This window comes from Peribacillus sp. QJM3NY_7 (assembly GCF_056173225.1).
In genome coordinates this window covers 5,226,190-5,247,389 of the sequence record NZ_CM149663.1, presented here as the reverse complement: position 1 = coordinate 5,247,389, position 21,200 = coordinate 5,226,190, and the positions used below count along the sequence as shown (strand labels likewise).

Annotated in this window: 22 protein-coding genes and 1 riboswitch; of the genes, 21 read left to right on the top strand and 1 reads right to left on the bottom strand. The window is 42.7% G+C overall.

The window, feature by feature from the left end; genetic code table 11:
* Positions 1 to 27 precede the first annotated feature (27 nt).
* The 13 genes from flgK to sinI all read left to right on the top strand — a co-directional run bounded on the left by flgK (position 28) and on the right by sinI (position 10,061).
* A complete protein-coding gene (gene flgK, locus AC0VX1_RS25435; protein WP_475469511.1) occupies positions 28 to 1,587 on the top strand; it encodes a flagellar hook-associated protein FlgK in 1,560 nt (519 codons plus the stop codon).
* A 15-nt stretch (positions 1,588 to 1,602) separates the two neighbouring features.
* Positions 1,603 to 2,481, top strand: a complete 879-nt coding sequence (gene flgL, locus AC0VX1_RS25430; RefSeq protein WP_475469510.1) for a flagellar hook-associated protein FlgL — start codon at positions 1,603 to 1,605, stop codon at positions 2,479 to 2,481.
* A gap of 44 nt (positions 2,482 to 2,525) precedes the next feature.
* The gene (locus AC0VX1_RS25425; protein ID WP_475469509.1) at positions 2,526 to 3,104 is read left to right on the top strand and encodes a DUF6470 family protein; all 579 of its coding nucleotides are present in this window, start codon (positions 2,526 to 2,528) and stop codon (positions 3,102 to 3,104) included.
* 8 nt (positions 3,105 to 3,112) lie between these two features.
* Entirely contained in the window at positions 3,113 to 3,583 is a 471-nt protein-coding gene (fliW, locus tag AC0VX1_RS25420) for a flagellar assembly protein FliW (protein ID WP_475469508.1), read from the top strand.
* Positions 3,555 to 3,788 carry a carbon storage regulator CsrA gene (csrA, locus tag AC0VX1_RS25415; protein ID WP_034315661.1) on the top strand — a complete coding sequence of 78 codons (234 nt, stop codon included), beginning with the start codon at positions 3,555 to 3,557 and terminating at the stop codon, positions 3,786 to 3,788. Before fliW ends, csrA begins: the two co-directional genes overlap by 29 nt.
* A 138-nt stretch (positions 3,789 to 3,926) precedes the next feature.
* Complete coding sequence (gene hag / locus AC0VX1_RS25410) at positions 3,927 to 4,856, top strand: flagellin Hag (protein WP_413021531.1); 930 nt, start codon at positions 3,927 to 3,929, stop codon at positions 4,854 to 4,856.
* A gap of 854 nt (positions 4,857 to 5,710) precedes the next feature.
* On the top strand, positions 5,711 to 6,073 hold the full coding sequence (gene flaG, locus AC0VX1_RS25405) for a flagellar protein FlaG (protein ID WP_413021690.1): 363 nt from the start codon (positions 5,711 to 5,713) through the stop codon (positions 6,071 to 6,073).
* 14 nt (positions 6,074 to 6,087) lie between these two features.
* Positions 6,088 to 7,599 carry a flagellar hook-associated protein 2 gene (locus tag AC0VX1_RS25400; RefSeq protein ID WP_475469507.1) on the top strand — a complete coding sequence of 504 codons (1,512 nt, stop codon included), beginning with the start codon at positions 6,088 to 6,090 and terminating at the stop codon, positions 7,597 to 7,599.
* Positions 7,600 to 7,623: 24 nt separating this feature from the next.
* Positions 7,624 to 8,025: a flagellar export chaperone FliS gene (gene fliS / locus AC0VX1_RS25395; RefSeq protein ID WP_283929631.1), complete on the top strand. Its 402-nt coding sequence runs from the start codon at positions 7,624 to 7,626 to the stop codon at positions 8,023 to 8,025.
* Positions 8,025 to 8,369 carry a flagellar protein FliT gene (gene fliT, locus AC0VX1_RS25390; RefSeq protein ID WP_475469506.1) on the top strand — a complete coding sequence of 115 codons (345 nt, stop codon included), beginning with the start codon at positions 8,025 to 8,027 and terminating at the stop codon, positions 8,367 to 8,369. Before fliS ends, fliT begins: the two co-directional genes overlap by 1 nt.
* Positions 8,370 to 8,621: 252 nt before the next feature.
* Positions 8,622 to 9,179, top strand: a complete 558-nt coding sequence (hpf, locus tag AC0VX1_RS25385; protein WP_475469505.1) for a ribosome hibernation-promoting factor, HPF/YfiA family — start codon at positions 8,622 to 8,624, stop codon at positions 9,177 to 9,179.
* Positions 9,180 to 9,457: 278 nt separating this feature from the next.
* Entirely contained in the window at positions 9,458 to 9,640 is a 183-nt protein-coding gene (locus tag AC0VX1_RS25380; RefSeq protein WP_413021696.1) for a hypothetical protein, read from the top strand.
* A gap of 164 nt (positions 9,641 to 9,804) precedes the next feature.
* Positions 9,805 to 9,890, top strand: a riboswitch (cyclic di-GMP riboswitch).
* 30 nt (positions 9,891 to 9,920) lie between these two features.
* Complete coding sequence (gene sinI, locus AC0VX1_RS25375) at positions 9,921 to 10,061, top strand: DNA-binding anti-repressor SinI (RefSeq protein ID WP_412996098.1); 141 nt, start codon at positions 9,921 to 9,923, stop codon at positions 10,059 to 10,061.
* A 149-nt stretch (positions 10,062 to 10,210) separates the two neighbouring features.
* Here the strand turns inward: sinI and AC0VX1_RS25370 are convergent, their stop codons facing one another.
* Positions 10,211 to 10,534: a helix-turn-helix domain-containing protein gene (locus tag AC0VX1_RS25370; protein ID WP_048684020.1), complete on the bottom strand. Its 324-nt coding sequence runs from the start codon at positions 10,532 to 10,534 to the stop codon at positions 10,211 to 10,213.
* A gap of 419 nt (positions 10,535 to 10,953) precedes the next feature.
* On the opposite strand from AC0VX1_RS25370, the gene secA reads away from it, so the two are divergent.
* From secA to AC0VX1_RS25330, 8 genes are all read left to right on the top strand, one after another.
* Entirely contained in the window at positions 10,954 to 13,467 is a 2,514-nt protein-coding gene (secA, locus tag AC0VX1_RS25365) for a preprotein translocase subunit SecA (RefSeq protein WP_413021697.1), read from the top strand.
* A gap of 151 nt (positions 13,468 to 13,618) precedes the next feature.
* A protein-coding gene (gene prfB, locus AC0VX1_RS25360; protein WP_413007897.1) for a peptide chain release factor 2 occupies positions 13,619 to 14,717 on the top strand; the annotation gives its coding sequence in 2 pieces (ribosomal slippage) (positions 13,619 to 13,681 and positions 13,683 to 14,717; 1,098 coding nt in all).
* Positions 14,718 to 14,873: 156 nt separating this feature from the next.
* Positions 14,874 to 15,737, top strand: a complete 864-nt coding sequence (locus AC0VX1_RS25355; protein ID WP_202313690.1) for a YitT family protein — start codon at positions 14,874 to 14,876, stop codon at positions 15,735 to 15,737.
* Positions 15,738 to 15,786: 49 nt separating this feature from the next.
* Positions 15,787 to 16,128 carry a cytochrome c551 gene (gene cccB / locus AC0VX1_RS25350; protein WP_098937340.1) on the top strand — a complete coding sequence of 114 codons (342 nt, stop codon included), beginning with the start codon at positions 15,787 to 15,789 and terminating at the stop codon, positions 16,126 to 16,128.
* Between the two features lie 292 nt (positions 16,129 to 16,420).
* Complete coding sequence (gene ftsE, locus AC0VX1_RS25345) at positions 16,421 to 17,107, top strand: cell division ATP-binding protein FtsE (RefSeq protein WP_034309898.1); 687 nt, start codon at positions 16,421 to 16,423, stop codon at positions 17,105 to 17,107.
* Positions 17,097 to 17,990, top strand: coding sequence for a permease-like cell division protein FtsX (ftsX, locus tag AC0VX1_RS25340; protein WP_034309901.1), 894 nt, complete (start codon positions 17,097 to 17,099; stop codon positions 17,988 to 17,990). Before ftsE ends, ftsX begins: the two co-directional genes overlap by 11 nt.
* Before the next feature lie 93 nt (positions 17,991 to 18,083).
* Entirely contained in the window at positions 18,084 to 19,475 is a 1,392-nt protein-coding gene (locus tag AC0VX1_RS25335) for a murein hydrolase activator EnvC family protein (protein ID WP_057278128.1), read from the top strand.
* A gap of 141 nt (positions 19,476 to 19,616) precedes the next feature.
* Positions 19,617 to 21,041 (top strand): S41 family peptidase, encoded by a 1,425-nt coding sequence (locus AC0VX1_RS25330; RefSeq protein WP_475469504.1) that lies wholly within the window; start codon positions 19,617 to 19,619, stop codon positions 21,039 to 21,041.
* Positions 21,042 to 21,200: the final 159 nt, after the last annotated feature.

Genomic DNA, 21,200 nt, shown 5'->3' with positions numbered 1-21,200 from the left:
CAGAAAAAAAGATGGAGGTGCGAGCAAATGATTTCAACCTTTATGGGTCTTGAGACCGCCAAACGCGGATTATCCACCTCTCAAGGGGCCTTGTATACAACAGGAAATAACGTGGCCAATGCCAATACATTAGGATATTCAAGGCAGCGGGTCAACCTGGTCCAGACGTCGGGCTTTCCTACTGTCGGTTTGAACAGTCCGCGTGTTGCCGGCCAAATCGGGACAGGGGTGGCAGCTGAAACGGTTCAGCGGATCCGCGACAGTTTCCTGGACGCACAATACAGGACACAAAGTAATAAAATCGGTTATTACGGGGCCATGAGTGAATCCCTGACGAAAGTGGAAGGCGTCATGAACGAACCGACCGACAGCGGGTTGGCCGCCACGATGGAGAAGTTCTGGAATTCGCTGCAGGGGCTGACGGCGAATACGGAAAACTCCGGGGCGCGTGAAGTCGTTGCCTCGACGGGCGTCATGGTCGCGGATACCCTAAACTACTACTATAACTCGCTAACGAACGTTCAAACGGATATCGGCAATCAGATAAACGTCAAAACGAACGAAATCAATACGCTCATCAGCAGTATTGATCACCTTAACCAACAGATCAGCAAAGTGGAACCGCATGGTTATATCCCCAATGACCTTTATGATAAACGTGATGTGCTCGTGGACAATCTCTCACAGCTTGTCAGCATTAAAGTGAATAACGTCATTCCGACGGATTACGGCAGAGCCAGCGATGTGGCCACAGGGCTATATAACATCGAATTGATGCAAGAAGACGGTTCGTCTTTTGTGCCGCCCATCAATCTGGTAAGTGTTAACCAAACCGGGATGGTGGGAACTTCGAAAGTTGAAGTTAGCCAGGATAAAACGACAGGCATGGTGGACGGATTGAAGTTTGGTTCGAAAACCTTGACCGATTACAATTTCTCGGGGGAACTGTCCGGTTTGATCAAAAGCTTCGGCTATAAGAAGGCTGATGGCACGACCGGCGGCGCTTATCCTGATATGCTGGAAAAGCTCGATAATATGACGGCGGCTTTCGTGAATGAGTTCAATGCCATCCATAAACAAGGGTATGCTTTAGGTGATGGCAACACTTCAACTTTGAACTTCTTTGAACTTGAACCTGGTAAAAGTGCTGCCCAAAGCATCAAGGTGAATGGTGAAATCGTGAAGGATCCCACAAAAATTGCCGCAGGCGGAAAAAGCGGAGGGGCATCCGGGGATAATGAAAATGCCAAACTCCTGGCTGACCTGAAAAAGAAGGCGTTCAGTGAGTACTCGACCAAAGACCAAAACTCTGATGAATTGACGGGAAGCTTCGACACCTATTATTCCGGTATCATCGGAAAGCTTGGTGTGGATTCCAAAAGCGCCCAAAAGAACCTTTCCAACTCTGTCGTCCTTGCTGCATCGGTTGACCGAAATAGGGATTCCGTCAGTTCCGTATCTCTTGATGAAGAAATGACGGACATGATCAAATTCCAGCAGGCATATAACGCATCTGCAAGGATGATGACGATGATGGATGAAATGCTGGACAAAATCATAAACGGAATGGGTACAGTAGGCCGATGATAGGAGGGGACGAATATGCGGGTAACACAATCGATGCTAACCAATAATATGCTGAGCAATTTAAGCAGAAGTTACGAAAAGATGTCCAAGCTGCAAGAACAGGTTTCTTCTCAAAAGAAGTTCTCCAAGCCATCCGATAACCCTGTTGCGGCAATGATGGGAATGGGGTACAGGACAAACCTCAATCAAATAGGGCAGTATCAAAGTAACATTGCCGAAGCGACCAATTGGATCGACAGCACGGATGATGCCATTACTGAAAGTGTTTCCGCCATGCAGCGGATTCGTGAATTAACCGTTCAAGGCAGCAATGGCACGTATGAAGGTGAACAACTGAAAACCATTACTGAAGAAATTAAACAATTAAAAGAACATCTTATTACTCTTGGCGACACACAGATTGGCGGGAAGTACATTTTCAACGGCCAGGATACGAATGTAAGACCATCGTCTGTTAAAGATGCTAATGGAAATACCGTGTATGGCACAGGGGACATAAACCTTGAAGTGTTTTCCGGGATTTCCCTTAAAATCAATACGGACGGTTCCAAGATTTTTGGTGATGCACTAGCGTCCGGCGGAAGCATCGACCAGACAATCGAGGCACTGGAAACCGGCGGGGACGTGAGCGGCACACTGGAAGGACTTGACGCAACGATAAATACGTTTTTAGGCATGCAGGCACAGGTTGGCGCAAGGCAAAATCGGATTGAGCTAATGACGGACCGTCTCAAGCAGCAGGAGGTTTTTGCCACTGAAATCCTTTCAAAAAACGAGGATGTCGATATCGAAAAGGCGATCATGGATTTGACGACCCAGGAAAGTGTCCATAGTGCGGCATTAAGTATCGGCGCAAAAATCATGCAGCCGAGTTTATTGGATTTTCTTCGCTAAGCTATTCTTAAATGGATAGCTTTTTTCTATAAGGAGTGTTGATGATGCAGATTCCGCAAATTAGATTGCAAACCAACCCAATGAAGATTGGATTGAATATAGAGCAGCCTGTGCAGCAAATCGAACAGAAGGCGGCTGTCCAATCCATTCAACAGCCGCAAGCGATCATGGAGATTCAAACGACCCCAGGCAAGCTGACGATCGATCAGTCACAAGCAAGGGAAGACATGGATTTGAAAAGCCTTTCAAGAAGAGTTGATGAATTTGCGCAGCAGGGATATCAAGATTGGCTGGCGGGTATGGCAAGACGTGCCCAGCAGGGGACCGAGCTGAGGCATATTGAAAAAGGCGGAAATGCACTCGCTGAACAGGCCAGGAAAAACAGCAAGGGACCGGAGATGCAGTTCAATCTCGGCTGGATTCCCTCGCATTTCAGCGTGAAGCTCGACTACCAGCCAGCGGAAGTGAAGATTGAAGCAACCGCCCAAAAACCGATCATTGATGCTCAAATCAATAAAATGAACCATATATACACACAAGGCAGTGTGAATGTCGATATTCTGCAAAAAAATGCGCTGGATATAGATTTCATCAATTTATATCCGGATGGGAAAGGAAAGTGAAAACATAGATGATCCTACAAACAAAATTTCATGGCGAACTCGATTTGGCAGAGAAAGAGATTTATGTATTTGAAAGCGGGATACCAGGATTTTCAGAAGAAAAAAAGTTTTGCTTGCTAGCTTTGGATGACACACCCTTTTTCGTCCTGCAATCGATAGAAACAAAAGAGCTTGCCTTTATTGTGACAGATCCTTTTGAAGTGTTTCCTGATTATGAAGTGAAGCTTACGGATGAGGTGTTATCTTCTTTACAAATAGAAACGGAACTGGAAGTCATTACTTTCGTCATCTTGACGATTCAGGACCCCTTCAATGAAACGACGGCGAATCTCCAGGCCCCAATCATCATAAACGGCCCTAAAAAAGTCGGAAAGCAATTCATCATGAATGCTAGTGAATACCGTACAAAGCACAAACTGTTTGAACCTCCAGCAGAACAGGGGGGGAATGATGCTCGTATTGACCAGAAAACCGAATGAAGCGATCATGATTGGCGATGATATCGAAATTACGATCCTTTCCATTGAAGGGGATCAGATCAAACTCGGGATCGATGCCCCGAAAAACGTCGATATCCATAGGAAGGAAATCTACCTGTCCATTCAGCAAGAAAATAGAAAAGCCTCCAAAACAGAAACCAATTTTCTGGAAGGCATAAATGAGTATTTCAAGAAAAAATCGTAAAATCCGCTAAATATGTTTCCGTGCAGGTCGATATTAAGTATACAACGATTGGCAGTGAAATAGGCGACCGACTTATTCACTGCCCAACGTAAACAACCACATGGACGTGGGGACTTAAGACTCAAGGAGGAAACATAAATGATCATCAATCACAATATCTCAGCTCTAAACACGCACCGTCAATTATCAAGTGCAACGAATGCACAATCAAAATCAATGGAGAAACTAGCTTCAGGCATGCGGATCAACCGTGCAGGCGATGACGCAGCTGGTCTAGCAATTTCTGAAAAAATGCGTGGACAAATCCGCGGATTGGACCAAGCTTCCCGTAACTCACAAGATGCCATCTCTTTAATCCAAACTGCTGAAGGTGCATTAAACGAAACGACTGACATCCTTCAACGTATGCGTGAACTTGCTACACAAGCAGCAACGGACACTAATACAACAAACGACCGTGGAGAAATCCAAAAGGAAATGGATTCATTAACATCAGAAATCAACCGTATCGGTAATACTACTGAATTCAATACTCAGAAACTATTGAATGGTTCAAAGGATTCAGCAAATCCAGATGGTACTAGTGCAGGTGTTGCAGGTGTTGGCTTACAATTCCAAATTGGAGCAAATGAAAACCAAAGCCTGACACTTGAAATTGGTGATATGCGTGCTGCTGCTCTTGGATTAACCGGTACTGCTGGTGATCCAGGATTCACGGCTGCTAATGGCGTAAGTGACGGTACTAATTCTACCGCTGAAGAAGCTGGTCTTGATGTTTCTAATGCTGCTAACGCATCAAAAGCTATTACAAGCATCCAGAATGCGATCGATACTGTATCAGCTGAACGTTCTAAACTAGGTGCTAACCAAAACCGTTTAGAGCATACGATCAACAACTTAGGCACTTCTTCTGAAAATCTGACGGCTGCGGAATCACGGATTCGTGACACGGATATGGCCAAGACTATGATGGAGCAAACTAAAAACTCTATCCTGGCTCAAGCTTCTCAAGCAATGCTCGCTCAAGCAAACCAGGCACCACAGGGAGTTCTACAGTTACTTCGTTAATTGAATAGTTAACTTAAAAATAAAAGGGCCTGACACTTTGTGTCAGGCCCTTTTATTTTTACTGATGGAAGTGTGTTAGGAACACTGCGATGTAGAAAAAAAAAGAGATTACTACCCTTAAAAAGGAAGGGATCATTCGTTTATGTCACCAAGGAATCTTATGGCTACAACCTAATAGAGTATGATGGTACTGCAAAATACATAGCTGAAGATATCAGTAATGTGTATGGTGAAATGACTGGGGAACACAGCTATCAATCCCAAGCTGGATGGGATATATCAATTTTTAGTATGTTCGCTGATTATTTGAATAAAAAGGGAAGTCCTAAACAAGATTGTAGGTAAAGGGCTTTCTATCTAATATTAAAACAAAGTTGATTGGAACGGAAGGTACGAGACTCCTGCGGGAATACGCGTCCAAGGGAGACCCCGCAGGCGCAAAGCGCCGAGGAGGCTCACCGGACCGCCCGCGGAAAGCGAGTGCCTGGAGAGGAAATCAACGGTCACAGTATAAATTCCTCAAAACGTGTGGGCAATTGGGTTCCATCTTAGATTTCATGGAGATCTGATTGGAACGGAAGGTACGAGACTCCTGCGGGAATACGCGTCCAAGGGAGACCCCGCAGGCGCAAAGCGCCGAAGAGGCTCCCGGAACGCCCGCGGAAAGCCGATTGCCTGGAGTGGAAATCAACTAGACCCCAAATATTTTTCTGGAGTTTTTTTAGTAGAATCTCTTTTATAGCAAAGGATCATTAATGAGTATTTGCAGGTGCAACCAAAATCTATGAGTGACTAAAAATAAAACCTTAATTACCGATATAAAAAGTAAAGATATCCTATTGGGGGCTATTTAGATGCTGGAGAGTTTGTCCACGAATATTCTTTCCTCACACCTTAGAACAGCAATCTCGGAAGGAATCAGTTCTTATTATCAGCGGGAAATGAATACACTTGCCTATTCGGAACAAAGAGTGGAATCTACTGTTGAGCCTTCACAAGAAAAGGTGCGGGAAATGGTGGATAGTTTGAACACCTTCCTGAATCCGACACATACGGCCGTTCGTTTTGAATATCATGAGAAGCTGAATGAGTATTATGTCAAGGTAGTGGATGATGTGACGGATGAGACGATCAGGGAAATTCCCCCGAAGAAGTTATTGGATTTCTATGCGGCAATGACGGAGTTTGTCGGCATAATGGTGGATGAAAAAATATAAGCGGGTGATCAATTTTGGTACGAATCAGTGGTTTAGCAAGCGGGATGGACATTGATGAATTAGTTAAGAGCATGATGCAGGCAGAACGGGTGCCATTGGATAAACTGACACAGAAAAAGCAGTATTCCGAGTGGCAGCGGGATGATTACCGTTCGATGAATACAGCTTTATCAGAATTGGATACGCTCATTCGTGATGGAATTGGAAAGCAGTCTTCCTTCATTAAAAAGAAGGTAATGGTATCGAATCCAGATGCTGTATCAGTGAAAAATGTGAATTCGACCAGCGATTTTTCCGGGAATATAAAAGTGAATGGGCTTGCCAAGGCAGCAACCATGACAAGTACGGAAAAATCTGCTGTTACCGATCCCAAAAAGAAACTATCTGAATTGGGAATCGCGACCCCTCAAGATATTACGATACTGGCCATCAATAAGGATGGCGGTTTTGATTCGGAAGTAAAAGATGGAGCAACAGTGGAAAAACCGTATACACTTACCCTTAATGCGGACGATACATTAGAGAGTGTCATAAATAAAATTAATGCCAGCTCGGGGGTGACTCTATTTTTCGATGGGACGTCCCAGAAATTTTCCATCACTGCTAAAAATACCGGTGATGCAAAAAATCGGCCTGAAATTGAGTTAGGGGGTACTGGAGATTTCTTCAATGTGCTAAAAATGAGCAGTGACAATGAAGGGGCTGGCGGCACAATAGGAGAAAATGCATCGATTACTTATAATGGCCTGGACATTTCCCGGCCTTCGAATACGTTTCAGATTAATGGAGCGGAAATAACGGTAAAGCAAAAAACGGAGGATACAGTCACATTCTCATCAACAGCTGATGTCGATGCCATCCTGGACACGATCACTCAGTTTGTGAATAAATACAATGAAGTCATTAAAAAGGTTCAAGATAAAACGGGTGAAGCGAAATATCGCTCCTTTACCCCGCTTACCTCTGAGCAAAAAAAGGCAATGACAGAGGATGAAGTGAAGCTGTGGGAAGAAAGAGCGAAGAGCGGAACGTTAAAAAGCGATTCTACCTTAAAAGGTCTCCTGACCACAATGAGGACATCCCTATACACTTCGGTGGACGGAATCACTGGAAAAAACAATCTCAGCAGTTTGGGAATCACCACCACCAAGAATTATTTGGAAGGCGGTAAATTAACGATTGATGAGGACAAGCTCCGGGCAGCCATTAGTGAGGATCCGAATGCGATTTATGATATGTTCATGGCCAATGGGTTGGAAAAGAGCGACAAAGGGCTCGCGCGCCGGTTAAGGGATGATATAGAATCATCCATTAAGGCGATTACTGAAAAAGCCGGGAAGGCCGGATATGTTAATAACAATTTTACAATCGGAAAATTGGTTGATGGGCTGGATAAGAAGATTTCAACATTTGAAGCCAAGTTAACGAAATTGGAATCGCGCTATTACAACCAGTTCACGGCGATGGAAAAAGCAATTCAAAAGGCAAACAGCCAAAGTGCATCGTTAGCTTCTTATTTTAGTTAAGGTATGTCGGAAAGGAAGTTAAATATGGCAATGAATAACCCATATCAATCGTATCAGCAAAATTCAGTCAATACAGCATCACCTGGAGAGCTTACATTAATGCTTTATAATGGCTGTTTGAAGTTCATCATGCTTGGGAAGAAAGCCATTGAAGCAGGAAATACCGAAGTGAAGAATACGAACATCATCAAGGCGCAAACCATTATCCGTGAATTGATGGTGACGCTGAATATGGATGCGGATGTATCCAAAGATATGATGAGTCTGTATGATTTCATGAACCGCCGTCTGATCGAAGCGAATATGAAAAATGACGTTTCTGCTTTGGAAGAAGTGGAAGGACTTGTTACGGAGTTCCGGAATACGTGGAAGGAAGTAATTCAGATCAACCGGAAAAAACAATTCACCCAAAGCGGTCAGGTGTAATGGTGATTAGAGCCTTTCATGATTTGACTGCTGAATTACTTGCCGTACTGGAAGATCGCACGATCACAGAGCGTGATGTTAAAATAGAAAGGGTTACAAAGCTGATCAATCGGCGGGATGGACTCCTTTCTCAAATCAAACCGCCTTTTACTGGTGAGGAGCAGCGGCTGGGACGTGCAGTCCTGTTGCTCAACCAACAGGTCGATCACTTGCTGAAGCTCCAAAAGCAGGAGATACAGAGGGATATCCAGGAAATGAATAAGAAGAAAAAATCCTCCAATAAATACACGAATCCGTATGAAAGTCTATCAGTGGATGGCGTGTTCTATGATAAAAGAAATTGATTTCCTTACCTTTTGGAGTCCAAACGGTTTCCATGTTAAATATTTTTAAATTTTCTGTAAATAAAATAGGCTTAATTTTTTCTTTCTAGCATAGCATTTGATATAATGAAGCTAGGGCAGACATCAACCCTTTCCAAACCTTCCGACAATTGTTTCATTATTTCGACATATTTCATGATGTGTTTCTAAAAGGAACCGGAGGGGTATTGTAGAATCTAACTGTATAGTCTTAATTTAAGGAGGACTCACTTTATGAATTACAACGTACGCGGTGAAAACATTGAGGTAACTCCAGCAATTCGAGAATACGTCGAAAAGAAAATTGGCAAGTTAGAACGATATTTTAACAATACACCAGATGCAAATGTGTTAGTCAATTTAAAAGTGAACAATAATACATCAAAGGTCGAAGTGACGATTCCCATGCAGAATTTGGTTCTTCGCGCTGAAGAGGAAAATGCGGATATGTATGCTGCCATTGATTTGATCAATGATAAGCTTGAACGCCAAATTCGTAAACATAAAACGAATGTCAATCGCAAGTTCCGAAACAATCTATCGACTACACCCGATGCATTCGCCTTCAATACGGAAGCTGACGAAGTGGTGGATGAATTCGAAGACGATAATGATATTGAAGTGGTCCGCAATAAACGCTTTGATTTAAAGCCAATGGACAGTGAAGAAGCGATTTTACAAATGAATATGCTTGGTCACAGTTTCTTCGTTTACACGAATGCGGATACTAATACAACAAACGTAGTGTACCGCCGAAAGGATGGACGCTATGGATTGATTGAACCTAGTTAATTATTATTCTAATATTAAAAGCACAGCCCAGCCTCTGGGTTGTGCTTTTTTGCATGTTGGTAGAATCCGTTAGAACGTAAAAATGCTTTTGGCTCTCTAAAAAACACAAAGTTCACTTAAAAGAACGAAAATTGTTCTTCATTAAGATAAAAGGTTAATTTTACCTATTCAAATACCTCTATCTTTTTGCACTATACTCGAATTGTCAGTTCTTTAAAAAGAACAATGAGTTATTTGTAGAAAACAATTTGATCAAGGTGCAGAGGGGGCTGGATTATTTGTATCGAAAGAATTGCCATACACATACATGCCATAGGGCTTCTTTTAGCAGTGCGGAATATGGAAAGTGGCTTTGCCCGACCTGCGGTGAGGATTTAACTGCGCAAAAAGCCCACGATGCACTTACAATCGAGAGAATCAATACACCCCAAAGAAATTTTAAGAAGAGCAAAACGAAATAGAATTAGTCTATGAAAAATCACCTGAACTTCAAATTTTCTTAATATTGTAATATTTTGTCGGATGAAAGTTTTTGCATTTATGTGGATTACCGACATAAAATAGCAATATATGGAGTGCGTATCCGTTATAATATGATTAAAGGTAATGTATTTGGTAATAAATACCACGACAAAGGCAAACTCCTTGAAAAATGAGGGCGCAAAGGCACAGGTCTAAGGTCCTTTTGACTATGATGGCTGGTCTGCCTGAAATACAAGAGTATTTTAGGAGGTAGAAGAGGTGGCTAATGTGGAACTGGATCAAGAATGGGTGAAATTGATTTCTGAAGCAAGAAGCTTGGGTTTCAAAAAAGAGGAAATCATTGCTTTTTTTAAACGGGAAAGCCTTGAGGCAATATTTGAGGAGAACGATGGAAAATAGGTTCCGAACAAATTCGAGAACATCCCTATAAACAGTGGTTCGATTCATTAGCTGTTTATAGGGTTTATTCTTCCTGGGGATTCTTGTGAGTCTAGCTTATCCAAACTGTATTCTTCAGGATTATGTAGGTAAACTAGTGCACTACCACTCTACTCTTCTTTATCTTTTCTCCATTTATTAAACTCGATGAATTCCCTGAATTGTTGTTTTGAGACACCCGAATTCATGGCTTCCTCAACGATTTTCATCCAGTCATTGTCCAAGGTTTCCTTATTTGGTGCATCGTAAAGCAGGGCATCAACAGGGATGTTAAGTACGGAGGAAATTTTTTCAAGAAATTGAATAGAAGGATTCGTTTGTAAGTTCCGCTCGAGCGAACTTAAATAAGACTTTGCAACACCTGCTTTATCGGCAAGTTCAGTCATCGACATTTTCTTTTCTTCTCGCAGTTTTTTTACACGTTCACCAATCATCAATACCACCTCGAAACATGTTCTATTTATCTTCCGGTAATAAGTTTCGGCAGCCCACCTTATCATTCAAAACAAGACGCCTGTAAGGTTGGATTACCTTGACATGCTATCTCTAGAGAGGACACAGCATCTAGTGATGGAAGGTTATGGATAATTCACATTTGCATATGGAATAGTGGGGAGTTTGCAACATATTTTTTATACTTTCTCCTATTTTAACAGTTTTACTCCTCATTTATCCATTGTTTTTCGCAAGAATTGCATTCAGGTCTATACCAGCGAAGTGACATGAAGTTGTACCTCTATGATAGAAGTGGTAAAATTAAGCGTACATTAGTAATAATAGAAGGTGTGTTTCTTCTTACTTATATGAATTTTATCATTGAACGATCATTACCATAATAGAGGAGCGTTATTGAATGCTTAATATATTAAATAAAGTTTTTGATCCGAATAAGCGAGAAATCAAACGTTTAGAAAAAATCGCCGATCAGGTCGAAGCGCTGGCTGATGAGACTGCTGCGCTATCGGATGAACAGTTACGTGCCAAAACGGATGAGTTTAAAGAGCGTTATCAAAATGGGGAAACCGTTGATGATTTGCTTGTCGAGGCTTTTGCGGTTGCGCGTGAAGGGGCAAAGCGTGCTCTGGGCTTATATCCTTACCGTGTTCAAATCATGGGTGGGGCATCCCTTCATGATGGAAATATCTCCGAGATGAAAACAGGGGAAGGTAAAACCTTAACATCCACGATGCCGGTTTATTTAAACGCGCTTACCGGTAAAGGTGTACATGTCGTTACCGTCAATGAATACTTGGCACACCGTGATGCCACCGAAATGGGTGTATTGTATGATTTCCTCGGTTTGACCGTCGGGTTGAATTTGAACAGTCATTCTAAAGAAGAAAAGCAGGCAGCGTATAATGCTGACATTACGTACAGTACGAATAATGAGTTAGGTTTTGATTATCTTCGTGACAATATGGTGTTATATAAAGAACAAATGGTACAGCGTCCGCTGCACTTCGCTGTCATCGATGAGGTCGATTCGATTTTGATTGATGAGGCGAGAACGCCATTGATCATTTCCGGTTCGGCACAGAAATCGGCTCAGCTTTATATCCAGGCCAATGCGTTTGTGAGAACCTTAAAGAAAGATACGGACTACACATATGATGAAAAGACAAAAGGTGTTCAGCTGACGGAAGATGGGATGAATCGAGCTGAAAAAGCGTTTAATATCGATAATTTATTCGATATTAGTCACGTTACTTTGAATCATCATATCAATCAGGCGTTAAAGGCTCATGTTTCGATGCATTTGGATGTGGATTATGTCGTCCAGGAAGGCGAGATAGTCATCGTTGACCAATTCACTGGCCGTTTGATGAAAGGCCGCCGTTATAGTGAAGGTCTCCACCAGGCGATCGAAGCGAAAGAAGGACTTGAAATTCAAAATGAAAGCATGACTCTTGCGACGATTACATTCCAGAACTATTTCAGGATGTATGAAAAACTTTCAGGTATGACCGGTACAGCCAAAACGGAAGAAGAGGAATTCCGCAATATTTATAATATGAATGTCATTGCGATTCCGACAAACAGGAATATCATCAGGGATGACAGGGCAGATCTTATATATGCGACAACTGATGGGAAATTCAAGGCTGTTGTGGAAGACATCGCCGAACGTTATACAAAGGGTCAGCCTGTGCTTGTCGGTACGGTTGCCATCGAAACATCTGAGGTCATATCTGCCTATTTATCCAAAAAAGGCATCCCTCACGATGTTTTGAATGCAAAGAACCATGAGCGTGAAGCGGAAATCATTGCGAATGCGGGTAATCAAGGCTCAGTTACGATCGCTACTAACATGGCAGGTCGCGGTACGGATATCAAGCTTGGTGAAGGTGTCAGGGAGCTTGGGGGCCTTGCTGTCATCGGCACGGAACGTCATGAAAGCAGGCGTATAGATAACCAGCTGCGTGGCCGGTCCGGCCGTCAGGGAGATCCAGGGGTCACTCAATTCTATTTATCAATGGAAGATGAATTGATGCGCCGCTTCGGTTCGGATAACATGAAAAACATGATGGCACGCTTAGGTATGGATGATTCCCAGCCAATTCAAAGTAAAATGGTGACAAGGGCCGTTGAATCCGCACAGAAACGGGTCGAAGGCAATAACTTCGATTCACGTAAGCAATTACTGCAGTATGATGATGTTCTCCGTCAACAACGGGAAATTATCTATAAACAGCGTTTCGATGTCATGGAAAGTGAAAACTTACGTGAAATCGTCGAAACGATGATCACGGCATCCATCCAGCGAAATGTTGTCGCGTTTGCACCAATGGGCGACGAGGAAGGCTGGAATTTACAAGGCCTTGTCGACTACCTGAATGGTAACCTATTCAATGAAGGTTCAATCACTGTGGCTGATTTGGAAGGGAAAAACGAATCGGAATTGGTTGAGTTCATTTTAGCAAAAGTGAAAGAAGGCTATGACCAAAAAGAAGAAGAGCTATCTGAAGAACAAATGCGTGAATTCGAAAAAGTAATCGTTCTTCGTGCAGTCGATAGTAAGTGGATGGACCATATTGATGCTATGGAGCAGCTGCGCCAAGGCATCCACCTTCGTGCTTATGGCCAAATCGATCCGCTTCGTGAATATCAATCTGAAGGTTTTGCGATGTTTGAAGCGATGATTGCTTCAATGGAAGATGAAGTCGCGAAATACATCATGAAGGCTGAAATCCGCAACAATTTGGAACGCAAGGAAGTCATAAAAGGACAAGCGGTCAATCCGAAGGAAGAAGACGGGGGAAAAGTGAAAAAGGCCCCTGCCCGTAAAAAGGAAGACGTTGGAAGAAACGCGTTATGCCCATGCGGCAGCGGTAAAAAATATAAGAATTGCCATGGCAATTTAGGCTAAAGTTAGGTGTATAATGAAGATGAGACGGTTAAGTCCAAGGCTAGCCGCCTCTTTTCATGTTTAGTTTGCATATAGTTTGAAGAGGTTTATTGTAATGAAGGGAATCCCTCTGCAGGGATTTTTTTTAACATACTTAATGAGGTGAAGAGAAATGGAATTAGCAGAAATAAGAAATGAACTTGAACGGACAGCGCAACGATTAACGGACTTTAGGGGGTCTCTTTGACTTAGATGAAAAAGAGGCACGAATCGCACAGCTAGAAAATGAGATGACACATCCCGATTTTTGGAATGATCAGCAAAAAGCACAAGCTGTCATCAATGAAACGAATGCTTTGAAAGAACAAGTCAATCAATTGTCCGACCTGAATGAATCATATGAAAATCTGGATTTGACATATGAATTAGTGAAAGAGGAGAATGATCAAGAACTTTTAGCGGAGCTGGAAGAAGAAATCACGGTTCTTGCACAAAAGATGAATGACTTTGAACTTCAACTTTTATTAAGTGAAGAATATGACTCGAAAAATGCCATTCTTGAACTGCATCCTGGTGCAGGCGGTACGGAGTCCCAGGATTGGGGTTCCATGCTGTTGCGCATGTATACAAGATGGGGTGAAAAAAGAGGCTTTAAAGTGGAAACCCTTGATTACCTTCCAGGTGATGAAGCTGGGATCAAGAGTGTCACTTTAATTTTCAAGGGCCATAACGCCTATGGTTATTTGAAAGCGGAAAAAGGGGTACACCGTCTTGTCCGTATTTCTCCTTTCGATTCCTCAGGACGACGCCACACTTCATTCGTTTCATGTGAAGTCATGCCGGAATTCGATGAGACGATCAATATAGAAGTACGCACGGAAGATTTGAAAATCGATACGTACCGGGCAAGTGGTGCAGGTGGTCAGCATATCAATACAACGGACTCGGCGGTCCGGATCACCCATTTACCTACGAACACCGTGGTAACGTGCCAAAACGAGAGATCTCAAATCAAAAACAAGGCCCAGGCCATGAATATGCTGAAAGCCAAATTGTATCAACGTGAAATTGAACAGCAACAAGCGGAATTGGATGAAATCCGCGGGGAGCAAAAGGAAATTGGCTGGGGAAGCCAAATTCGTTCTTATGTTTTCCATCCGTATTCCATGGTTAAAGATCACCGTACCAGTGCGGAGACCGGAAACTTGGGAGCTGTCATGGATGGGGATATCGATATGTTCATTGATGCTTACTTGCGTTCAAAATTATAAGATCAGCCAGTCGGACCGGTTTCCCCGGTCCGGCTTTTTTTATGATTTCCTTTTTTAATGAATTTTCTGGCTGACATTTACAGGATTGAAAAGGGATGCTCTACCTCGTTCGGCCAATACTAGATAATAATGATGGTTCGAGGAGACTTATGCAAAATGAAGAGAAGATACAGGGAGCAGAGGCACCCTTTCATTCAAAAGTTAACGGAGTATGGATTGGTGATTGTCGGTTCGTCCATAATTGCCATTGGTTTTAATGTGTTTTTACTGCCTAACCAGGTCGCATCCGGAGGGGTCAGCGGGATTAGCACGATTCTCAGGTCAACTCTCGGTTGGGAGCCGGCTTATGTTCTTTGGGGTTTTAATATCCCTTTGTTCATTGCGGGGCTTATTATCCTCGGAAGGCATTTCGGAGCCAAAAGCCTGATTGGGACCCTGTTTCTGCCTTTGGTGGTATTTCTGACAAAGGATTGGGAGGCATGGACGAATGATGCATTGCTTGGTTCGATTTGCGGGGGAATGATGGTCGGGCTTGGGCTGGGGATCGTCTTTCGCGGCAAGGGTTCCACTGGGGGGACCGATTTGGCGGCACAGATTTTCCATAAATATACCCATTTGTCATTGGGGACCTGTGTGGCTGTCATTGATGGAATCATCGTTTTAAGTGCTGCCATCGTTTTTGATATTGAAAAAGGCCTCTATGCATTGATTGGACTATATGTGACAAGCAAGACGATCGACCTTGTCCAGATTGGATTGAACCGTTCGAAGATGTCACTGATCATCACGAATAAAGAAATGGAAGTAAGGGATGCTATCATACATGAGCTCGACCGGGGTGTAACAGGCATATCCGGGTATGGCGGCTATACGGATGATACTCGTCCAATTTTGATGTGTGTAATAGACCAGTCGGAATTCACCAAATTGAAACAATTGGTGAAACTCGTTGACCCTAAAGCGTTTGTAATTGTAATGGACGCTTCGGAGGTACTTGGGGAGGGTTTTAAACTGGATTGAAATTGGTATAATGTTCTTGTGCTGGTATAAATCAGAGGGGGTAAGTTCAATGAAAATGAAGTGGTTAGCCTTAGTTCTGGGTACTTCTTTGGCCTTGGCTGCATGCGGTGGGAACGATGATGCTGCAGATAAAGAGCCTGCAAGTGAAAATAACGAAACGACTACGGCAGGTGCCGGTGATGCCGCAAAAATTTATGAAAACAAATGTTCAAGCTGCCATGCAGTGAATCTTGAAGGCGGCGTGGGACCCAACTTGACGAAGGTAGGTTCCAAGCTATCAAAAGAAGACATTGAAAAAGTCATTGCGAATGGTCAAGGCGGAATGCCAAAAGGTATAATTAAGGGCAAGGAAGCAAGCATGGTCGCTGAATGGCTTGCTGGACATAAATAATGATAATGAAACGTTCTGCTTAGCGGGACGTTTCATTTAGCCTCCATTAAACCCTCGAAACAACTCACGAATCAACCACTTATCAAGCAATCAAATCCTGGAATTATTACATAGATGTTGATATATGTCTAACTGAAATGAAACTGTAATATTTTTTATGCTTAATTTGACAAAATATGATGTTATAATGTTTCTGTGCTCAAGTAAGGGAGATTCCTGTCAGATTTCAGTGAAAATTGTCGAAAAGCTGTAGATACATAGTGATAATCCAAGCAAATTAGGTGGTTTTAGAATGATAGAAATGATAGATGTGAAAAAGACATACCCAAATGGCGTAATTGCCATTAATGGAATCAATGTGAAAATAAAGCCAGGCGAATTCGTTTATGTAGTGGGTCCGAGCGGTGCCGGAAAATCGACCTTCATCAAAATGATGTATAGGGAAGAAAAGCCTACAAGCGGTAATATTTTGGTCAATGGTGTAAGCCTGCCAAGTATCCGCAATTCGAAAGTTCCTCTATTCCGCCGTAATATCGGTATGGTATTCCAAGATTTTAAACTCCTTCAAACATTCACTGCATATGAAAATGTTGCTTTTGCCATGGAAGTTATTGAAAAGGAACCAGAAGAAATCAAAAAGAGAGTCATGGAAGTTCTTGATCTGGTTGGCATTAAACATAAAGCGAGAATGCTTCCTTCCGAGTTATCTGGTGGGGAACAGCAAAGGGTTGCAATAGCCCGTTCGATCGTCAATGATCCCAAGGTAGTCATAGCCGACGAGCCTACAGGTAACCTTGATCCCGAAACATCATGGGAAATCATGAACATATTCGAAGAAATTAATAAACGCGGAACTACACTGGTCATGGCCACACATAATAGGGACATCGTCAACAATATTAAACGACGTGTCATTGCCATTGAAAGTGGAAAAATAGTTCGCGATGAACATCGAGGTGATTACGGATATGAAATTTAGAACATTGCTCCGTCACTTCCGTGAAAGTTTTAAAAATATTGGCCGTAATGGATGGATGACGTTTGCTTCTGTCAGTGCAGTAACGGTCACTCTAACTTTGGTTGGCGTCTTTTTAGTGCTCATGATGAATTTAAATCATATCGCGGGAAATGTGGAGAAAGATGTCGAAGTTCGTGCACATATTGATAATGCGGCGAATGATGACGATATAAAAGCTATCGGTAAGCAAATTACGGAGATAAACGGTATCGAATCAGTGATTTTCTCTCCAAAAGATGAAGAGCTTACTAATTTAATAGATGATTTAGGAGATAATGGTGAGGCTTTTAAACCATTTGAACAGGATAACCCATTAAGGGACGTTTATGTTATCAAAACGAAATCTCCGCAAGATGTCATCAAGGTGGCAAAGAAAATCGAAGGTATGGAATATATCCAAAGTGTAAAATATGGACAAGGCTACGTCGAGAAGCTATTCAGCTTTGTTAATATTGCTAGAAACATAGGGATCGTTCTTATTGTAGGCTTACTATTTACTGCAATGTTCCTGATTTCGAATACGATTAAAATTACCATTGTAGCCAGAAGAAAAGAAATTGAGATCATGAGATTGGTAGGAGCGACGAATACATTCATCCGTTGGCCATTCTTCTTGGAAGGACTTTGGTTGGGAGTCCTCGGTTCCATCATTCCGATAGGACTGATTGCAGTACTCTACTATAATCTTTATAAATATGCAGCACCGCAGATTACTTTCAAATTCATAGATTTCCTGCCTGCAAATCCGTTTATTTATCAAGTATCGGCCATCCTCATCGTAATTGGTGCGGTTATCGGAATATGGGGCAGCTTGATGTCAGTCAGGAAGTTCTTGAAAGTTTAAATTGTATCTTTACTCGAAAGCCAAAAGTAGCCAGACATAAATAGAGAGACGTTACAAAGCAAGGATGTAACGGGTTGAAAGGGGAAATGAAACGTGAAAAAAAATATCATTGCCATGAATGCCTCCATCATGATCGGGTTGGGAAGCATTCTGGCGGCACCTTCGGTTTATGCTGAGTCTATATCGGATTTAGAGAAACAGAAAGAATCCATCCAGGAAAAACGTTCAGGTGTTGAATCGAATATTTCCGACACGGAAAAGAAAATCGATAGCCTGCAGGATAAGCAAATGACAGCAGAAGACCAAATAGCTGCCATTGAAGCGAAAATCGCAGAGTCCGCAAAAAAAATCGATGCTAAAAATGCTGAAATTACACAAACGAAAAAAGAAATCGAGGCATTGAAAGAAGAGATTAAAGTATTAAAAGAGCGGATCGCGAAACGTAATGAAGTATTGAAGGAAAGGGCACTTTCTTTCCAGGAGACTGGCGGGGACGTGAACTACCTTGAAGTATTATTCGGATCATCCAGTTTTGGGGATTTAGTTGACCGTGTCGGAGCTGTAGCGACAATCGCTGAAGCCGACCGCGATATTTTAAAGCAGCATGAGCTGGATAAAAAGGATCTCGAAGAAAAGCAAAAAGCCGTTGAAACGAAGCTTGCCAGTTTAGAAGTGGCAAAAGCTGAACTATTGGAAATTCAAAAGCAACAAAAACAGCAGAAGCAAGAAAAGGATGCATTGGTTAAAAAATTAAAGCAACAAACTGAAAAGCATGAACATGAGAAGATGGGTCTAGAGGAAGAAAAAGCGAATCTTGCTGCTCAAGAAAAAGCCATCAAATCAGCCATCAGCTTGGAACATCAACGTCTTGCCGAATTGGAAGCAGCTCGTAAAAAAGCGGCAGCCGAAGCGAAAAAACGTGCAGAGCAAGAAGCTGCACAAGCGGCTGCACAAGCAGCATCACAAGCATCACAGGCAACCGAAACAAAAAAACAATCCACTTCTTCAGGATATAGTGCAAAAAGCAACAGTTCATCATCATCTTCACCCGCTTCGTCTAATGTAAGTCAAGCGCCAGCCGTATCATCGGGTACTTTCACTAGACCTAGTGCAGGATATGTATCTTCAACAATGGGTGAACGCTGGAATAAACAGCATGCCGGCATCGATATAGCTGCTAGCGGAACGGTTCCGGTTGTAGCGGCAGCCGACGGGGTCGTAAGCCGTTCTTACTTCTCAAGTACATACGGTAATGTCGTCTTCGTTACCCACTCGATCAGCGGTCAGCAATGGACTACTGTGTATGCACACTTAAGTTCTAGACAAGTAGGCGAAGGTGCTGTAGTTGCCAAAGGTCAACAAGTGGGCATCATGGGTAACACAGGCCATTCCTTCGGTCAGCATTTACACTTTGAGCTACATAAAGGCCCATGGAATTATAGCAAGTCAAATGCTGTTAATCCATTAAACTATGTAAATATCTAATACCCAATATATCAATTGAAAAACAGACAAGGATAAATTCCTTGTCTGTTTTTTTATGTAGTGTCACCATTTTCTATAAGCATATTCTTTTCATTCCCCTCATATAGTGAAATACATATCAGGTCAGAAATGGGGATAAATATGGTCAAAAAATGGGTACTTCCTCTAGCAATCATCATGTCACTAGCCATTGGAGCAGTGGGGGGCATATATTGGACAAGCCTTCCGGCCAAGAATGAAGCAAAGGATGAAAGCCAAGAAATATCGAAGGATAAGGAATGGGCAAAAGTGGAACAAGCTTACGGCTTAATCGTAAGTCAGTATGTAGAGCAGGTGGATGGCTCCAACCTGGTTGAGGGTGCCATCCAAGGCATGCTGTCAGCGCTGAAAGATCCTTATTCCGTATATATGGACAAGGAGACCGCTAAGCAATTCAATGAAACCCTGGACTCCTCTTTTGAAGGGATCGGGACTGAAATCGGAATGGAAGATGGTAAGGTCATCATTGTTTCTCCTTACAAAGACTCGCCTGCAGAAAAAGCTGGATTAAAGCCGAAAGATCAAATCCTGAAGGTGAATGGTGAAAGTGTAGAAGGGCTGGATCTGTATGAAACACGCCTGAAAATCCGCGGCGAAAAAGGGTCACCCGTCAAAATGGAAATAAAGCGGGAAGGGATTGATAATCCACTTGAATTCAGCATGGTGCGCGCCGAAATTCCATTGGATACCGTATTTTCATCAATTAAGGAAGTCGGCGGAGAACAAATCGGTTATATCGAGTTGACCACATTCTCGGAAAATACTGCAAGTGATTTCAAAAAGCAGATTAAGAAGCTGGAAAAGACGGGAATCAAGGGCTTGGTCATAGATGTACGCGGCAATCCAGGCGGCCTTCTTTCCAGTGTGGAAACGATTCTTGGCGAGTTCATCACAAAAGACAAGCCCTATTTGCAAATTGCCGAAAGAACGGGGGAAACACAATCGTTTTTCACAAGCCTTAAGAAAGCGAAAAGTTATCCCATTGCCGTCTTGACGGATAAAGGGAGCGCATCTGCCTCGGAAATCCTGGCTGGCGCCATGCAAGAGGCGGGAGGCTATCCATTGGTTGGCGAGAAGACTTTCGGTAAAGGCACAGTACAGCAAGCTGTACCAATGGGTGATGGCAGTAAGATTAAACTTACGTTATATAAGTGGCTGACTCCTTCAGGGAACTGGATCCATAAAAAAGGGATCGAACCGACGATCAAAGTTAAACAACCGGAGTATTTTAATGCCCATCAGCTGGCGATTGAGAAGGTGTTGGAGCGGGATATGAATGATGAACAAATCCAGTATGCCCAAAGCATTCTGAAAGGACTCGGATTTGAACCGGGTCGTGAGGATGGATATTATGATTGGAGTACAGAAATCGCAGTAAAGGCATTCCAAAAACAATTCGGCCTGGAAGTGACCGGTAAGCTGGATGCTAAAACAGCAGCGCATCTGGAATCCGCCATTCTGGAAAAGATCCAGGATGAAGATAATGATATCCAGTTACGCACGGCTTTGAATTATTTAGTGAAGTAACTTGATGGCATCGTTCCCCTTGGAGCGGTGCCTCTTTTGCATTTAATCGTTCCTTGCCTGCCAACTTGAGATAAACCTAATTTTTCTGCATCTTAATAGGCATGGAGGCTACATTTTTGATAGAATAGGAGGTAACTGACCAGAACGAAGTTTGACAAA